The organism is Streptomyces sp. AC550_RSS872 (assembly GCF_019049285.1).
Taxonomy (GTDB): domain Bacteria; phylum Actinomycetota; class Actinomycetes; order Streptomycetales; family Streptomycetaceae; genus Streptomyces.
This window is the reverse complement of record NZ_JAGMUL010000092.1, coordinates 106,804-122,785: the sequence shown is the minus strand read 5'-3', so window position 1 is coordinate 122,785 and position 15,982 is coordinate 106,804. Positions and strand designations below refer to the sequence as shown.

General features: G+C 65.8%; 13 protein-coding genes and 3 pseudogenes. 9 read left to right on the top strand and 7 right to left on the bottom strand.

All coding sequences use genetic code 11. The features are described 5' to 3' along the window. Nucleotides 1-405, top strand: coding sequence for a transposase (locus KUM44_RS47320; RefSeq protein WP_217212949.1), 405 nt, complete (start codon nucleotides 1-3; stop codon nucleotides 403-405). Nucleotides 406-504: 99 nt separating this feature from the next. On the opposite strand, the gene KUM44_RS30290 is transcribed toward KUM44_RS47320, so the two are convergent. Further along, entirely contained in the window at nucleotides 505-798 is a 294-nt protein-coding gene (locus KUM44_RS30290) for a hypothetical protein (RefSeq protein WP_217212948.1), read from the bottom strand. A gap of 89 nt (nucleotides 799-887) precedes the next feature. On the opposite strand from KUM44_RS30290, the gene KUM44_RS30285 reads away from it, so the two are divergent. Both KUM44_RS30285 and KUM44_RS30280 read left to right on the top strand, forming a co-directional pair. After that, on the top strand, nucleotides 888-1,286 hold the full coding sequence (locus KUM44_RS30285; protein WP_217212947.1) for a transposase: 399 nt from the start codon (nucleotides 888-890) through the stop codon (nucleotides 1,284-1,286). Nucleotides 1,287-1,429: 143 nt separating this feature from the next. Further along, nucleotides 1,430-2,365 carry a PHB depolymerase family esterase gene (locus KUM44_RS30280; protein ID WP_254390316.1) on the top strand — a complete coding sequence of 312 codons (936 nt, stop codon included), beginning with the start codon at nucleotides 1,430-1,432 and terminating at the stop codon, nucleotides 2,363-2,365. 137 nt (nucleotides 2,366-2,502) lie between these two features. Here the strand turns inward: KUM44_RS30280 and KUM44_RS30275 are convergent, their stop codons facing one another. From KUM44_RS30275 to KUM44_RS30265, 4 genes and pseudogenes are all read right to left on the bottom strand, one after another. Next, nucleotides 2,503-3,150, bottom strand: a complete 648-nt coding sequence (locus tag KUM44_RS30275; RefSeq protein WP_217213087.1) for a dihydrofolate reductase family protein — start codon at nucleotides 3,148-3,150, stop codon at nucleotides 2,503-2,505. A gap of 222 nt (nucleotides 3,151-3,372) precedes the next feature. Then, a pseudogene (locus KUM44_RS45880) lies at nucleotides 3,373-3,489 on the bottom strand (IS630 family transposase); the annotation flags it as partial. Nucleotide 3,490: 1 nt separating this feature from the next. After that, entirely contained in the window at nucleotides 3,491-4,996 is a 1,506-nt protein-coding gene (locus tag KUM44_RS30270; RefSeq protein WP_254390315.1) for a hypothetical protein, read from the bottom strand. 128 nt (nucleotides 4,997-5,124) lie between these two features. Further along, entirely contained in the window at nucleotides 5,125-6,246 is a 1,122-nt protein-coding gene (locus tag KUM44_RS30265) for a hypothetical protein (protein ID WP_217212945.1), read from the bottom strand. 556 nt (nucleotides 6,247-6,802) lie between these two features. Between KUM44_RS30265 and KUM44_RS30260 the strand changes: the two genes are divergently transcribed. The 6 genes from KUM44_RS30260 to KUM44_RS46930 all read left to right on the top strand — a co-directional run bounded on the left by KUM44_RS30260 (nucleotide 6,803) and on the right by KUM44_RS46930 (nucleotide 14,393). After that, complete coding sequence (locus KUM44_RS30260) at nucleotides 6,803-6,949, top strand: hypothetical protein (protein WP_217212944.1); 147 nt, start codon at nucleotides 6,803-6,805, stop codon at nucleotides 6,947-6,949. Between the two features lie 156 nt (nucleotides 6,950-7,105). Then, nucleotides 7,106-9,022 (top strand): DNA/RNA non-specific endonuclease, encoded by a 1,917-nt coding sequence (locus KUM44_RS30255; RefSeq protein WP_217212943.1) that lies wholly within the window; start codon nucleotides 7,106-7,108, stop codon nucleotides 9,020-9,022. 56 nt (nucleotides 9,023-9,078) lie between these two features. Then, nucleotides 9,079-11,016: a S41 family peptidase gene (locus KUM44_RS30250; protein ID WP_217212942.1), complete on the top strand. Its 1,938-nt coding sequence runs from the start codon at nucleotides 9,079-9,081 to the stop codon at nucleotides 11,014-11,016. A 1,525-nt stretch (nucleotides 11,017-12,541) separates the two neighbouring features. Next, on the top strand, nucleotides 12,542-12,727 hold the full coding sequence (locus KUM44_RS30245) for a LysM domain-containing protein (protein ID WP_217212941.1): 186 nt from the start codon (nucleotides 12,542-12,544) through the stop codon (nucleotides 12,725-12,727). Between the two features lie 901 nt (nucleotides 12,728-13,628). Continuing rightward, nucleotides 13,629-14,066: a peptidoglycan-binding protein gene (locus tag KUM44_RS30240; protein ID WP_254390314.1), complete on the top strand. Its 438-nt coding sequence runs from the start codon at nucleotides 13,629-13,631 to the stop codon at nucleotides 14,064-14,066. Nucleotides 14,067-14,195: 129 nt separating this feature from the next. Continuing rightward, nucleotides 14,196-14,393: a peptidoglycan-binding protein gene (locus KUM44_RS46930; protein WP_217212940.1), complete on the top strand. Its 198-nt coding sequence runs from the start codon at nucleotides 14,196-14,198 to the stop codon at nucleotides 14,391-14,393. Nucleotides 14,394-14,519: 126 nt separating this feature from the next. Here KUM44_RS46930 and KUM44_RS30230 read toward each other — a convergent pair. Together KUM44_RS30230 and KUM44_RS30225 are read right to left on the bottom strand one after the other, a co-directional pair. Then, a pseudogene (locus tag KUM44_RS30230) lies at nucleotides 14,520-15,350 on the bottom strand (IS5 family transposase). 166 nt (nucleotides 15,351-15,516) lie between these two features. Then, nucleotides 15,517-15,982, bottom strand: a pseudogene (locus KUM44_RS30225) (transposase family protein); the annotation flags it as partial.

Below are 15,982 nucleotides of genomic sequence, written 5' to 3'. Positions count from 1 at the left end.
GTGCTTGAGCGCCTGGCGGTGATGTTGGCCGGACGGGCCGGAGCTCGCTTCTCCCAGGTCCTGACGTCCCAGGTGAGCCGTTCGACGCTGGTACGGCTGATCCGCCGCCTGCCAGAGCCCAAGTCGACCACCCCGCGGGTTCTCGGGATGGATGAATTCGCGCTGCGCAAGGGGCACAACTACGGCACGATCCTGCTCGATATCGAGACCCGCCAGCCCGTCGACCTGCTGTCAGACCGGACCACGACGACTGTGGCCCGGTGGCTCACCGAGCATCCTGGTGTCGAAGTGATCTGCCGGGATCGCTCGACTGCCTTTGCTGAGGCCGGGTGGATCGGCGCCCCGGAGGCGGTCCATGTTGCGGACCGCTGGCACATCTGGTCCAACCTCGCCGAATGCGTCTAGAAGACCGTCGTCCAGCACCGCGCCCTGCTCCGCGAACCGCACGACGCTGCCAACACGCAGGTCAGCGCGGTCACCGAAACGGTGGACCTCGAACCTCTCTCACCACCAGGGCCGCGCACGGCCGGCCGCCTGTCCGATCGCGTCCGTGAGCATCACGCAGCTGTCCATGCCCTCCTTGACAAGGGAGTTGGGCTGCGCGCGATCGGCCGGAAGCTCGGGCTGGCCCGCAACACCGTCCGCCGTCTCGCCCACGCGGCGAGCCCGGACGAGCTCCTGGCCGGCCAGTGGACCGGCCGCACTGGCATCCTCGACCCCTACAAGCCCTACATTCACCAACGGTGGGCCGAGGGTTGCACTGTCGCCCGTCGCCTGTTCGAGGAATTGCGCGAGCATGGGTACACCGGCGGGGAGAGCGTCGTGAAGAAGTACGTACACCGACTCCGTGACGCCTCCCCGCTCGATCCGCCCGCAAAGCACCGTCCGTGCGCGAAGTGACCGGTTGGCTCACCCGCCACCCCGACCGTCTCACCGACGACCAGGCCCAGCGGCTCAAGGAGATCCTGGCCCGCTGCCCTGCTCTCGACCGTACCGCCTACCACGTCCGCGCGTTCGCCGAGCTCATGAACGACCGTCAAGGCTGCGGCCTCGGCCAGTGGATGGCCAAGGTGAAGGGCGATGATCTCCCTGCCCTGCACACCTTCGTCACCGGCCTGCGGCAGGACCTTGAGGCCGTCGTCGCAGGTCTCAGCCTGAGCTACAGCTCCGGCGCCGTCGAAGGCCACAACAACAAGATCAAGATGCTGAAGCGACAGATGTTCGGCCGCGCCAACTTCGACCTACTCCGCAAACGGGTCCTCCTCACCGCGCGAGGCCGTTCATGATCGCGGTTTTGGTGACTCTCCGTGGTCCCAGCACCGAAAGTGATCCAGAACCACGATTCACGCGTCGCCGACATGAGAGCACGGGTGCTGCGAACCAACCATTCCTCTGGACCGCCCCGCACCCCACTGCGACCATGTGCGCCATGCTGACCCGAGGGACTACGTCCTTACGCGGCCCACTCACCGTCGTGGCCCTGTGCGCCGTCCTCGTCCTGACCGCCTGTTCCTCCGGCCCCGAAGACTCCGGCGCCGAGGACGAGCCGTCCAAGAGGCCTACGTCGTCATCCTCACCGGAGGCAGAAGTTCCCCGCCCTGGTGACCAGACGGTCAAGCTCACCTGGAAGGGTCAACAGCGCACCTACAAGGTGCACGCACCCCCTGGCTACACCCCGGACAAGAAACTGCCCCTGGTGATCGCCATGCACCCCTACCCCAGCACCGGGCGCTACGTCGAACAGCTCAGCGGCCTGAGCACGAAGGCCGACCGGGAGAACTTCCTTGTCGTGTACCCGGACGGTCATGCGCAGGCCTTCAACGCCCTGGTGTGCTGCGGCTCCGAGGACGACGTCGGCCTGCTCCGCACGATCACCGACCGCCTCGTCGACATCTGGGGCGCAGACCCGGACCGCATCTACGCGACTGGCATCTCCAACGGCGGCGATATGTCCCTCAAGGCCGCCGTGGAACTCCACGACGTCTTCGCCGCCGTCGCCCCCGTCAGCGGCGGCTTCATCGGCTCGGCCGCGGAGGACGACTCGTATCGCCCTGAATCCCCGGTCTCCGTCATCACCTTTATCGGCGAACTGGACCGGTACTACGACAGTTTCGACACCGGCATCAAGACCTGGCAGAAGCGTGTGGACTGCAAGACCGCCTCGCCTGAGGAGGTGGAGAAGGAAGTCAAGCGAACCACGGCCACGTGCCCGAACGGCTCCGAGGTGACCACCTACCGACTGGCCCGCATGGGTCATTCCTGGCCCGGCGGCCTGAACAACGACATGGCCTTCGCCGACTCCGACGTCAACGCCACCGATCTGATGTGGGAGTTCTTCGCCGCCCATCCGAAGAAGAGGCAGTGAAGGCCTGTTGCGCGTGTGGCTGGTCAGTGATTGTGGGCGAGTACGGGGGGCTGCAACGGTGACTCGCCCACAACTACGCGTTCATCTGCCAGCATGCTCGCGTCGGCCGTGCTGAGGTTCCCGCGTTCTCTGTCTTGTCATTTGCGCCAGAAAAGGTGGTGCGTCACGCCGCTCGGGCTGGGCACGACCTCTATGTGGAACCGGTCCAGCAGCTGTTCCGGCGAGTCCCACAGGCGTAGCCCGGAACCGAGCTTCACCGGTGAGACGGCAACATGCATGGTGTCGACGAGGTCGGCGTCGAGGAACTCCCGAATGGTGGTCACGCCGCCGCCGAGCCGGACATCCTTGCCCTGTGCGGCCTCCCGCGCCTGCGCGAGAACGGTGGCGGGATCGCCGTCCACGAAATGGAACGTGGTGTCGGAGAGCGTGAACGACGGACGCTTGTGGTGGGTCAGGACGAACACCGGCGTGTGGAAGGGCGGCTCGTCACCCCACCAGCCGCGCCACTCGTGGTCATGCCAGGGACCGCGCTGGGGTCCGAACTTGTTGCGGCCCATGATCTCGGCGCCGATGTTGTGGCTGAAGTCCCGGGTGAAGTAGTCGTCGAGGCCCCGGCTTCCCCCGGGCTCGGTGCGGATGGGCCAGCTCGCTGTGGCGCCGGCCCAGGCGAAGAGCCTTCCCGGATCGATGGTGTGGCCGAAAGGCCGCTCCAGGCTCTGGTCCTCGCCGGCGGCGACGCCGTCGCTCGAGATGGTGAAGTTCTGCACTCGCAGCAGCTGCTCCATGTGTTCCCTCGTCATGTGCTGTCGTCTCCTCTGTGGCGATGCCTCCTACATCGGGATGTCGAACGGGGCGTGGCTGGATCGACAGTGGCGCCCAAGTTTTTCCAACGCGTCCCCCACGTGACCGTTCACCTGCGTCGTTCGGCGGCATTCCGATGCCCGCGGGTGCGGGGCTGAGTCGCCAAGAGGCGCGCGGATGGCATTGCCCTGCGTTGGGGCAGCCCATCAGGCTGCGCCTTGAAGGGGGCATCCACCCCAGCGGATACCTTTCTCGCTGCCAGCGGGCGCGTTCCTTGCGTGCGCGGCGAGTACATCGGGGTGGCGGGCGTGGGCTGACCACCGGTCAGCCCCGGAAATAGAGTGTGCGCTTCAGCAGACTGATCGACGCCTCCGCCCAGGCGAGGACCTCGAACCCCGAGGTCAGGTTGCCCGGAGGCTGGTTGATCAAGGTGTCGCGGCGGATGAGCCGATCGAAGTCGACGAGGACCGGGTCCGGTCGTACCGTGCCGTCCAGATGGCGGAACTCGACGCCTGCCAGGCGCATGATGTTGACCAGTTCCTGGGCCATGATGCCGTATCCGACGGTGGTGGGGTGGACGCCGTCGAGGGAGAACAGACCTCCATCGGTGCGCCCATTGCCGTCGCTGGTCAGGAAGTGGGAGTTCGGCGGCGTAGGCAGGGCCGCCAGCTGCGGCGGCAGGGGATAGGGCTGCCACCACGCCGGCCGGGCATTGGGATCGTCGATGTAGCGCTTGGCGGCGAGCCGGTCGAGCAGCCCGGCCGTATCCATGAGGTACCAGTCCCGGCCGTCGTCCCGCGCGTTTTTCACCTGGGCGGTGATGGCGTCGTTGTACAGGTCGATCGCCAAGTCGATGTCCCTGGCCTGCTCGCCCGTCACGTGTGGGTGCACGGTGGGGTTGAAGTCCCGATCGCTGATCCATGGCCGGGTGTAGTAGGGGTAGTACCGCGAGCCGATGGTCATCTTGCGCGCCACCCCGCGCGCGATCGGCGCGATGGTGACGTGGGGCACGGTGCACCAGATGACATGCCGCGCCGCGATGCCGCGCACCTGCTTGGCGAGTTCCCGCAGTTCTTCCTTGAAATGATCGGGATCCCAGACCGTGTACGACTCCTTGCCCTTCAGGTCCTTGTAGTCCGGGCCGCTCCACTTCACCTTGAGCTTGGTCACCGTCTGCAGGGCGTTGTTGGCGCCGACGAAGACGATCAGCGTCTCGATGCCGTGTCTCTGGTCTGCGCTCCGGTCCTCACCGAGACGTTGTGCGGCCGCGAGCACGGTCATGTTCTCGTCGCCGTCGATGCCCGCCGAGGGCAGCACCCGCAGCGCCGCGCGGTCACCGTCGTTCTGCACGACCTGCTTCAGGAAGTTGTCCTTTGGTTCGTCGATGGCGTCCCGGCAGATCTTCGCGTTTTTGGACAGCACATCGCGGACGTCCCAGCCGTACACCCCGAGGTTGTGGTTGATTCCGGTGGTCCGAGGCACGTCTTTCCCCGGCCCGCGTTCCCAGTAGTCTTCAGCCTTGTCCAGGAATCCCCGGGCGTGGAACAGTGCCAGAGCCGCCTCCCACCAGTCGAGGTTCTTCCCGAAGCGTTCCTCCAACTCCCGCAGCAGCAATTCGATGTTGAGTGGCAGACCCCCGTATCCGGGATAGGAGGGGTGGCGGAACCCTCCGCCCCAGCCCAGCTCATGGGCGATGATTGCCGGGAAGGAGATGTCGGTGCTGAAGATCGCCCCACTCTGGAATCCGTGCGTGAGCGAATCACCGATGGTGACGAGTCGATGCCGAGGTTCGGGCTTTCCTTCCCAGTCCCGGTTGACTGGGATGCGCAAAGTGGGGTCCTGGACCGGTTCACGAGCGGGCAGTTCTCTGGCTGCGACCACTTTGGCGGGAGTCGGAAGTTCTACTTGATCGGCCATGGCTTCTCCTGGGTCCAGGCCTGGGTCCGGGATGTGCGGATTCAGCGGTCCGCTTTTTTTGACGGTACGTTTTCCAGCTGCTCTGCCTCGTCCACGTCGGGGTCGGCAGCCAGCAGCTTTTCCGTGCGTTTATCGAGCGCGTGGGTGAAGGCCAGTTGCCCGACGCCGAAGGCGATCGCGTAGGCGATTACTTCTCGCCAACCGTCAGCGGGCCTCGCGAACGGGAGCCAGTCGGTATCGACGAGGACCAGGCCCACCACAGCGGTCAGGGCGCCGGTCGGCAGCTTGATCATCTCCTGCCAGAACGGCAGGCTGTAGGGGTTCCAGCTGCCTCCCATCCGTTGCAGCCGGGCGATCATCGGCAGACCGGCGCCGAGCATGCCGAGTAGCATGACGATGCCGGTGTCCTGCCCGCTCGGGGCGTCTGAGCCGATGCAGTTGGTCGTCTGTCGCTCGCCGATCACATCGCATACGGGGATCGAACCGTCGACTGCGAAAGCGACGCCGACTACCACACCAAGAAGTATCGTCAGCACCAACCCCGCCCGGATCAGCCGGTTACGGAAGTTCCGGCTACGGACACCCCTCTCCTCCTCGACCGCGTATGCCGCTCCCAGCAACTCGGCGAGTGCCGCCGGCAGGTCCTTGGGAATCGGCGTCTCTCTGGAAGACCCCAGAAGCTGCTCGACCTGTGCCACCCGGCTGTCCCCACGGCAGATCGGCTTGGCCATCGCCAGCACACTCCGAGCATGGCGAAGCGCCCGGTTGGGCTCGTACAGTCCCACGATGAGCACTTCGGCCTCATGCAGGCTCTTGAGAGTCCCTTCGTAAAGCTCCCCGTTCCACCAACTATGGATCCGCTCCCACAACCTTCGCTGCCGACTCCCGGCACTGTCGATCAGCTTCTCCGCCCGAACGAGCAATCGCCGAGCCCCGTCACGCTGCTCGCTCCGCTTCACTCCGTCCGAACAGTCGTCTTCCTTCTCCTTCGGACAGACAGAGTCGAGTTCGATCCACAGAACGGACGCGCGGACCTTGGCGCGATGCTGCCAGGTACTGGGGCGAGCGGCCGGGGCGTTGGACGCGTGCCCATGGGATTCCGAGAGTGCTCGGCGAGATTCCTCGGCGCCCGGATTTTCCATATTCTCTGGAGCTCGTCCCATTGTCCTGCCTCCTCCGGTCTCGCCGGATCGGGTGCGAGCCGGCGGAGTTCCCGTGGAGAAGTAAGAAGCAGCAGCCGTAGTCGATGAAATGCGCGTCTCGGTGTGGAACCGACTCGATGCGCAAGCGGCCGCTTTTTACGTTAGACCCCGTCGCCGTCTCGCGCATCCGGATTGGCTCCGGCACCATTCGCCAGAAGGGCGGAGCGTCAGGCTGACGAGGGAGCGCGATTCCTCATGGCCGGCAGCCTACGACTGGGTTGCCTAGATGATCGCCAACATTGGACACGCGTCATTGCGTCTGGATTCAATATTTGACGCTTCACTAGAAGTAGTTGACTGCGGGAGAATCCGCCAAGAGGCAGAAGCGTTGGGTTCCAATGTCAACTTGCCTCATCGCGCCGCTCGACCATCATGGATATGAGCGGCAAAATCACCTCCTCGGGTTCTTCGACTCCGGGAGGGCGGGTGGTCGGAATAGTTGACGTCTGATTCATGCAAAAGCTCCAAGTGGTTCAGCAGCTGGAGGAGTTCGAACCGAATTGGGCACCGTCCGCGGGTGTCACGCTCGGGAGCGCACCGGCCACAGAAGGCGATGGACTGCCCGGGTCGGGTGAACGAGGACTTCACCCCCTGGCTCGACGGAGTCATCAAGGCAGTCGCGGTCGGCCAGGCCCTCGCAATAGTCGTGGCGATCTTCGTTTGACCACCGACGCCGCAACCGAACACCCACCAATGCAAGGCAGCGTTGGTGAGCGTCGCCGCCCCGGACCACTACTGCGCGCGACGCCGACGTGCCTATGCCTGCCGATCCCCGGCGGCCCTCCTGCGTCGTCTCGCCCGCGAAGGGATGTGTGCCCCCATGGCCAGCAGAACCACGAACACGAAGAAGACCGCCTCGAAGACCCCGCAACCGAAGCCTGCGCCGAAGACGGCCTCGGCGAAGATGGGCTCGCCCTCCGACGATGAACTCATCTCATCGCTGCGGCATTACATCCGCGTCCGGGGCCCGCACCTGCTGGAGGATCCGAACATCACCTCAGTGGGGGTCGGCCGCAAGGTGACCGGTGACCAGCCGGGCGGCGATGTGGCGTTGCAGTTCACCGTGGCTACCAAGGCCGAGCCGGAGGTGCTGGAGTCCCTGGGCACCGAGCTGATCCCGGCCACCATCACTGTCGATGGCTTCGAGGTGCCCACCGATGTCATCGAGCGCACCTACAAGCCGAGCTTCCACATGGTGGCCGAGGTCGAGAGCCCGCTGCGCAAGAGCCGGATGGACCCCATCCGGCCCGGAGCCAGCGTCGGCGCGGTGACGGTGTCGGCCGGCACCATCGGCTGCATCGTGTTCGACCGGGCCGACGGGACACCGTACGTACTCAGCAACTGGCATGTGCTGCACGGGCCGTTGGGCGAGCTGGGGATCGAGGTCGTGCAGCCCGGCACGCGGGACGACAATCGCATCGACCGCAACCGGATGGGCGTGCTCAAGCGCTCCCACCTGGGCGTGGCCGGGGACTGCGCGGTGGCGACCATCGAAGACCGCGACTCCCTCCCGGAGATCCTCGAACTGGAAGTCGCCCCCCGGACGCTGGGGGAGCCCGAGCTCGGCGACAAGGTGGTCAAGAGCGGCCGTTCCACCGGGGTCACCCACGGCATCGTCCGCCGCGTCGACACCATAGCGAAGATCAACTACGGCGGGGGAACGGGCCAGCGGACCATCGGGTGCTTCGAGATTGGCCCGGACCCCGACCATCCGTCGGCGGACGATGAGGTCAGCAGCGGCGGTGACTCCGGCGCGGTGTGGCTGTTCAAGGAAGGCGACGACCGCGTCAGTTCGGTGCTGGCCGGGCTGCACTTCGCCGGCGAGGGCACCGGTGATCCGGACGAGCACGCCCTCGCCTGCCTGTCGACATCGGTGTTCGAAAAGCTCGACATCACCCTCAGCCAGCCCGCGCCGGAGCAGCTGGAGATCATCGCCGGCTACGACGCCGACTTCCTCGGCGAACGGGTCGAGGCCCCGGAACTGGACGCGGACCTCGCGCGGGACGCCGCCCTCCTGGACGGCTCGCCGGTCATCCCGTACACGCATTTCTCGCTCACCCTGAACAAGAAGCGGCGCTTCCCGTTCTGGGTGGCCTGGAACGTCGACGGCGGCTCGCTGAAGAAGCTCAGCCGCAGCGGCATCCCCTTCGTCAAGGACCAGCGGCTGCCCGCCACGGCGCAGGTCGGCAACGAGCTGTACCAGGCCAACCGGCTCGACCGGGGGCACATCGCCCGCCGCGCCGACCTGCTCTGGGGCAGCCTGCCGGAGGCCCGGAAGGCCAACACCGACTCGTTCTTCTACACCAACATCACCCCGCAGATGGACGACTTCAACCAGAGTGCCAAGAACGGGGTGTGGGGAGCGCTGGAGGACGCCGTCTTCGCCGACGTCGACGTCGACGACCTGAGAATCAGCGTCTTCGGCGGGCCGGTCTTCCAGGACGACGACCGGGTCTACCGGGGCGTGCGCATAGCGCGGGAGTTCTACAAGGTCATTGCATTCACCGAGAACGGCGAGCTGAAGGCCAGAGCGTTTCTGCTGACGCAGAACCTGGACCAGCTGGAAGCGCTGGAACTGGACGAGTTCCGGGTCTTCCAGGTCACCCTCGGCGAGGTCGAGGACCGCACTCGGGTGCGCTTCCCCGCGGCCCTCCACAAGGGCGACATCCTGCATGTTCCCGAGTCTGTGGCGGACCGCCCGCCGTTGGAGAACACGGCCGACATCCAGTGGGGCTGAACCGCCCCCCCATCCAAGACCCAGATTCGCACATTACGAAGGCTTGGTGCATCACCATGACCCAACCGGTTCATGAGAACGCACCCGAGTTCCTCCAGAACGCGGCGGAGCCGGTACGTGACCACCTGCTCGGCGCGGCCTCCGTGCCCGCCTTCCTGCACGGCGCCGGCCAGTTGTCCCTGGAGGACCGCCGACTCCTTGCCGAGCAGGCCCTGGTCCTGCTGGAACAGAACTACGTCCATCTGCCGCTGAAGACCGCGATGCACGCCGTCAACCCGGTCCAGCGGCTGCGGCTGCTGCGCCGGCGCATGGAGCGGCAGACACCGCAGACCATGCCGAGGGAGTGGCTGTTCCACGCGGAGATGTCGGAGATCTTCCACTCGGTGCGGGACCTGCACACCAACTACCTGCTGCCCGACCCCTTCAGGGACAAGATCGCCTTCCTGCCCTTCCTGATCGAGTCCTGCACGGAACAGGACCGTACCCGGTTCCTGGTCACCCATGTGGTGAGCGGCTTCTCGGCGCCGGGATTCGAGCCGGGCGTCGAGATCACCCACTGGAGCGGCATCCCCATCCAGGACGCCGTCGACCTCAACGCGGCCCGGTTCGCCGGTAGCAACACGGCGGCCCGGCGCAGCCGGGGTGTGCAGTCGCTGACCGTGCGGCCGCTCGTCATCCATCTCCCGCCGCTGGAGGAGTGGGTGACGGTCAGCTACATCGACCTCGCCGGAACGGCCCGGGAACTCCGGCAGAGCTGGCAGATCGTGGAGAACTTGCCCTCGTTCGTCTCCGCCGACCGGGACACGGCCGTGTTCCAAGGCCTGGACCTCGACGGCGATGAGACCCAACGGGCCAAGGTGCTGCTGTTCGCGCCCCTGGTCGTCGCCCAGGAGCGGGCCGCCGAGGCGGACGAACCCCTACCGGACCTGGGGGCGGGCGAGATCGCCACCACCATGCCCACGGTCTTCCGGGCCCGGGCCGTCACCACGCCCTCCGGAACGTTCGGCCACATCCGCATCTTCACGTTCCACGTCAACAGCCCCGGCAGGTTCGTCGCCGAGTTCGTACGGCTCATCCGGCAACTGCCCCAGGGCGGTCTCATCGTGGACGTCCGGGACAACGGCGGAGGGCACATCCACGCCGCCGAGTTCACCCTGCAGACACTGACGCCGCGCCGGATCAACCCCGAACCGGCACAGTTCGTCAACACCCCGCTCAACCTGCGGATCTGCCGGCGGCTCCAGGGCACTCCGGGACTGGATCTGGGCCCCTGGGTGCCGTCCATGGAACAGGCCGTCGAGACCGGCTCGGTCTACTCCGGCGCCTTCCCGATCAGCCCCGAGAACGGCGCCAACGCCATCGGACAGCAGTACTTCGGGCCCGTCGTACTCATCACCAACGCCCGGTGCTACTCGGCCACGGACATCTTCGCGGCGGGCTTCCAGGACCACGACATCGGCCCCGTGCTCGGCACCGACGAGAACACGGGCGCCGGCGGCGCCAACGTCTGGCAGCACGACCGGTTGACCGAGTTCCTGGCGGACGACCCGGGCACGCCCTACACGGCCCTGCCGAAGGGTGCCGGGATGCGGGTGTCGATACGCCGCACGCTGCGGGTCGGCCCGAACTCGGGCACGCCGGTGGAGGACCTGGGAGTCGTCCCCGACGAGCTGCACCGCATGACACGCCGCGACCTGCTGGAGGGCAACACCGATCTCCTGGACCACGCGGGCCGCCTCCTGCAGGGTCTGACTCCGCACGCCGTGACGATCACGGAGGCGGCCGCCGCCGACGGCGCGCTCCGTCTGAAGCTCACCGCGGAGAACGTCGATCGCGTCGATGTCTACCTCGACCAGCGCCCCCGCGCCTCCGTCGACCTCATCGGCGGCCAGGCCGACCTGCTGGTCCCTGGCGCCGCCTCAGCACACACCGCCCACCTGGAGGGTTTCGAGGTCGGCCGCCTCGTCGCGAGTACGACCCGAAATCTGCCGTAGGCGCTTGGCCCTCACCTGCTCCTGATCCTGCGGGCCCGGGCAGTCCTTCGGACAGGGCCAGTCGCCGTTCCTTGCGTCGGATCGGCAATACAGCCGATCCGACGCGGCAGGAGCACGACCCCGCAGATGACTACAGCCGGCTGCGCGGGACACCGCGGACCGGACACCCGCCTTCGCGCCGGGTTTGGGTAGAGGCTTCGCGCCGGGTGGCAGGTCCCGGCCCTTGGCCTGCGCCCGACTGCTGTGACCACGAGCGGTAGTTGGCGGGCCGAGGTCGCGGCGCCGTGCCGATTCCTTGTGGGCGAGATTGCCGATTGATAGTTGCGAGTGGGGACGTGATGCGGGACCTGGGTCGGTGACGGGCCCTGGTGTCCGGCGCTCCAGGCGATGCACGAAGAGCCACACCGCAGGTGTGTTGTCTCCCGCAACTCGCATCCCTGACAGCCCTGTCACGCCCCTCGTTCGCCCACAACTTCGAGCGCGCGCTATCACAGACCCCCAAGACCAACGCGTTCGCAGCGGCCAACAGCAGCCTCTTCTAGTTAAAACTCCTCGGGCCGTCCCGAAATACCGGCGGGGCTGCCATTTTCGATGCCCGCAGGCCGACGCAACGCGAGTTGTTGAACGACCCCGACGTGTTTCAGACCCGCTACAGCTCGACATCTACCCCCGGGGACCGATGTGCCAGCCCGCGCTGGCACCGTCAACTGCGAAGAGCCGCTTCGGGATCGCCTGGAGCCGCTGCTGCCGTAGCGTGAGCGGCGGAGGCACCGGACGACGGGTCCATGGCCAAGGTCGGTCGAGGAAACCATGGTTGTCCGCCAGACCGGACAAATCCATTACCGGGCTCCTGGCGCGTGGACGGTCCTCAGGAGATACGAGATCAACCCATAACGATCGAGTTGCAGCGGCATTGGACTGGGGGAACCTGGTCGTGTTCTTTGCATTCTAAGGAATAGGTCGGCGGCGAAGTCCCTGTGCGCTGGCCCATCTCTTCTTCCCCTTGCGCGGTCAGCGGTCGCCGGCACGGCGCTCGGCACAGGCTTTGCCACGTTCTGCGACAACTCGCATGCCTACTGGCTGCGCAACAAGTGTCACGAGTGATGCAGTGGTCTCGATTGCCTTTTGCGGGTACTCCTCACAGACCACTTCCCAGGGGAAGCAGCGCGGAGGCATTGGCATGCGTATGCCGATCCGTGGCGAAGGTACGCATCAGCCCTGGGAGATCGCCGTTCGGTGCGATTCGCAGCGTTGGTCGACGAGGTGTACACGGCGGCGGAAGCCGAAGGTCCCCACCTCCGATGGTGATTGCAGTACCGCGTGTGAGGACCGCCAAGAGCCCAGCCCACGTCAGATCTTCTGCACTACGGGATCCTCTGGGTCTCCAAGCTCTGCACCGCTCCTCCAATTTGTCGAACGCAAATGATACAGCATGAACACCCTTACGTTCCGCCCCTCCGGGTGGCCCCACTACTTCCACCCGCGCGAATATGCGAGGTTAGGTTGAGGCGCCTAGAATGGAAATATGAACGGAGAAGACACCTTCCACACCGTCAGAACGGGCGACACGCTGTGGGACCTTGCTAACCGGTTCGGGACCACAGTCGAACAGCTTCAAGCATGGAACAAGATTCGCGACCCGAACAAAATCAAGATCGGGCAACGGCTGCTTGTATCGAAGGCGGAATCAGAAGCAGAGTCCGCGGGCTGACCGGGCAGTGTAGTGCCGATGGGAGTTAGGGCGGCCGGATGACGCTACTGCGTCATCCGGCCGCCCTAACTCCGCCAGCTTACTTGCGGGTTGCGCTTCGGCAGGTGGCTGGGGACTCCGAGCCGTCAGGTTGGCGCTTTCCGGCCGCTCTTTCGTGACTTCATGACCTTACGACACCAGGATTGGCCCGTGGCGCGTCAGGAGGGGGCGCCGACCAGGCCGGCGTCACCCTCATCGTCTCCTTGCCGTGCAGCCCTCCCTTGTGCTGCATGCCGTCGCGTCGCCTCGTCCAGCGTGCAGTACTAGCGCGGCACCGTCTCGCATGGTGCGTTACCAAAGCTGTTGAACATGGAATAGGCGAACAGTCAGATAGCGCCGGTGGGGGAGTTGCATGGGAGCCCGTTCGCGCGTGAGCTGCGCGCGCGGGTTCTTGTCGCGTGGGATCCGGTGATCGCGACTGATCCGAATCGCAAGGCCTGCCAGGCAACCGGCCCGCATCATGTCGGGCGCGTTGGTGACCAAGTGAGATACGTACAACCGGCGTTAGCCAATCTGCCAGGGCGTTACATCCGGTGCTGTCGGCGGCCGCGAGGCCCTGGACTGAGCGGTGTGGCTGACGGCCCTGATACCGAAGTACGCTGTTGTCATTGTGCTGACGGCAGTAAATGAACGGGTACGGATGGCAACAGACTGAGCGTCATCTGCACGAGCAACGCCCCAGACAGCAGCGACGGTGATCGCCGAATCTCCTGTGAGGACCACCGCAAGCCCAGCCCAATTCCGGGGCTTCTGTAGTGCGATGTTCTCCGGAACAGTCCACCGGCACCCGCTGTCCGAATGACCTCACCACAGCAACCCGGGCGAACATGCGAGGACCAACCGAGGCGCTTAGCATACAAATATGAACGGAGAAGACACCTTCCACACCGTCAGAACGGGCGACACGCTGTGGGACCTTGCTAACCGCTTCGGGACCACGGTCGAACAGCTTCAAGCGTGGAACAACATCCCCGACCCGGACAAAATCTTCGTCGGGCAACGGCTGATCGTCGCGAAAGATGAATCTGGCTACATTCCATTCCCAGGTTCGGAGTGGTTCAAGAGTCAACCGAATAGCCCAATCATCACGATGATGGCAATCCGCCTCGTCGAAGAGGGGTGTTCCGCGTACGGTCAGGGCGGTCCACCGTCTCAGTGGACGACGCAGCACCGCGACTCCTATGCCATGTGGCAGCGGAAACTCGGGTACCGGGGCGCGGACGCGGACGGCTGGCCGGGATCAAAGTCCTGGGCTAAGCTCCGGGTCCCCTATCCGGATGAGGGTAACTCATCGTACTGAGTTCCCGGCTTCGAAGCACTAGTCCAAGCACTTGAGGACAGTATGTAGAGGAGGCTCTCTATGGCCAGTCAAGTTTGCAACCATACCAAGTCCCGTCCATCAGTCAAGCGTGGCTCGTCAGGAGTAGCGGTGAAACAGGCGCAGTGCTACCTGAACAATTCAATGACGGGCAAAGACCTCGTCCAGGATGGGGTTTTCGGCCCGGTCACTGATGCTGCAACACGCAGATTTCAGGGATGCGCCGATATCACGGTCGACGGCATCATCGGAGCTCAGACATGGTCGCATCTAACCTTCTGGGCCAACAGCTCGGACTTTGTCTGCTGAGCGTAGCCGCCGTCGGTGCGGAGACCGGCGACGACGGCGTCGAGGTCCCGGCGAGGTCCGTGACGAAGCCGCAGGGTAGGCACGCGGTTGTTCACCAACTCGGCTAGAGGGCGTCTGAAAAGCCCGTCAGCGGGCTGATCTTGCGAGGCGCCGCACGAGGAGCATGACCATGGCGAGGTAGATGGCATTCTCCGAGCAGACGCGAAGGTACTCGTAGTCCTTCGACAGGCGGCGGCACCGTCCCAGCCAGGCGAACGTCCGCTCTACCACCCAGCGCCGCGGGACCACCGCGAAGAGGGGCACTGCTGGAGGCGGTTCCCCCACCCGAGCCCAGGTCGAGCGGAATCCACCGTCGCGGCGCTGCACGACCTCCACGGTGAGGCCGGTGGCTTCCCGGGCCCAGGTGTGGAAGTCGGCGCCCCGGTAGCCCTGGTCCGCCCACACGTGCCGAAGGCGCGGGAAGGCATCGGCAGCCCGGGAGAACAGCACCACGGCGCCGTCGCGATCGCCGACGCTCGCCGGGCTCACGCAGGCCAGCAGGACGGTGCCGCGGGTGTCGACGAGCAGGTGGCGCTTGATACGTTGACCTTACCCGTGCAGGCCGCCACGCTCACTGGCCCGAACGCTCTGGCTGTCCACGATGGCCGCACTGGGCGTGGGATCACGGCCGAGCTGCACCCGCTCGCGTTCGCGCAGCGCCGTCAGCATCCGTTCCCACACGCCTTCTTGTTGCCATCGCCGCCAGTAGTAGTAGACCGTCTGCCACGGCGGCAGGTCATGCGGCAGCAGTCTCCAGGCACAGCCGGCCCGCAGCCAGTACGCCAACGCGTCGAGGATCTCCCGCCGCGTGTGTTTCGCCGGTCGCCCACCGGACTTGACCGCCGGAACCAACGGACGGAGGATCTCCCACTCCGGATCGGACAGATCCGTCGAGTAACGGGTACGCAGCCCGCACACCCCAGCCCCCGAAAGTGCGCCACCGCCCCGCTACCAGGCAACTTGCCCGCTGACAGGCTTTTCAGACGCCCTCTACTGAGCTTGAACTCATGAAGTCGTTGGCGTGAGGGATAGTCCGGTCCCGGCGAGGCATCCGTCGATGAGGTGCCGGGGGGGGGTACTGGATGTAGGCGCGGTTGGCGAGGACGGGACGCCCTGGCGTTCGCAGATCCGGATGATCTGGTGGGTGCGGGCCGCAGTGAGATCGTGTGCGCGGCCGGGCAGCGTCGGCGAGATCCACAGCAGCCGCCCCGCCGGGTCGGTCACCACCTGCACGTTCACTCCGCGTCGGCGGTGCTTGTGGGAGTAGTCGGCGCGGCTGTCGCCGACCCGGTCGCACTCGGCAAGGGTGCCGTCCAACAGGACGTAGTCGGGGTCGGCTTCGCGCAGCGCGCGCAGCAGGCCGGGCGCGCGGGCGGCGAGCAGGCCGATTACTGCGGCCGTGTAGGCGTGGGCGATGCCGGTCGAGATACCGAAGCCGGCCGCAAGCTGCGCGAGAGTGACGTTCTGATGCAGGTACACCAGAGCGACCAGAGCACGCTGGTGCGGCGGGAGCTTGCAGCGGCGGTACCCTCGCGGGTGACGATGAGCAT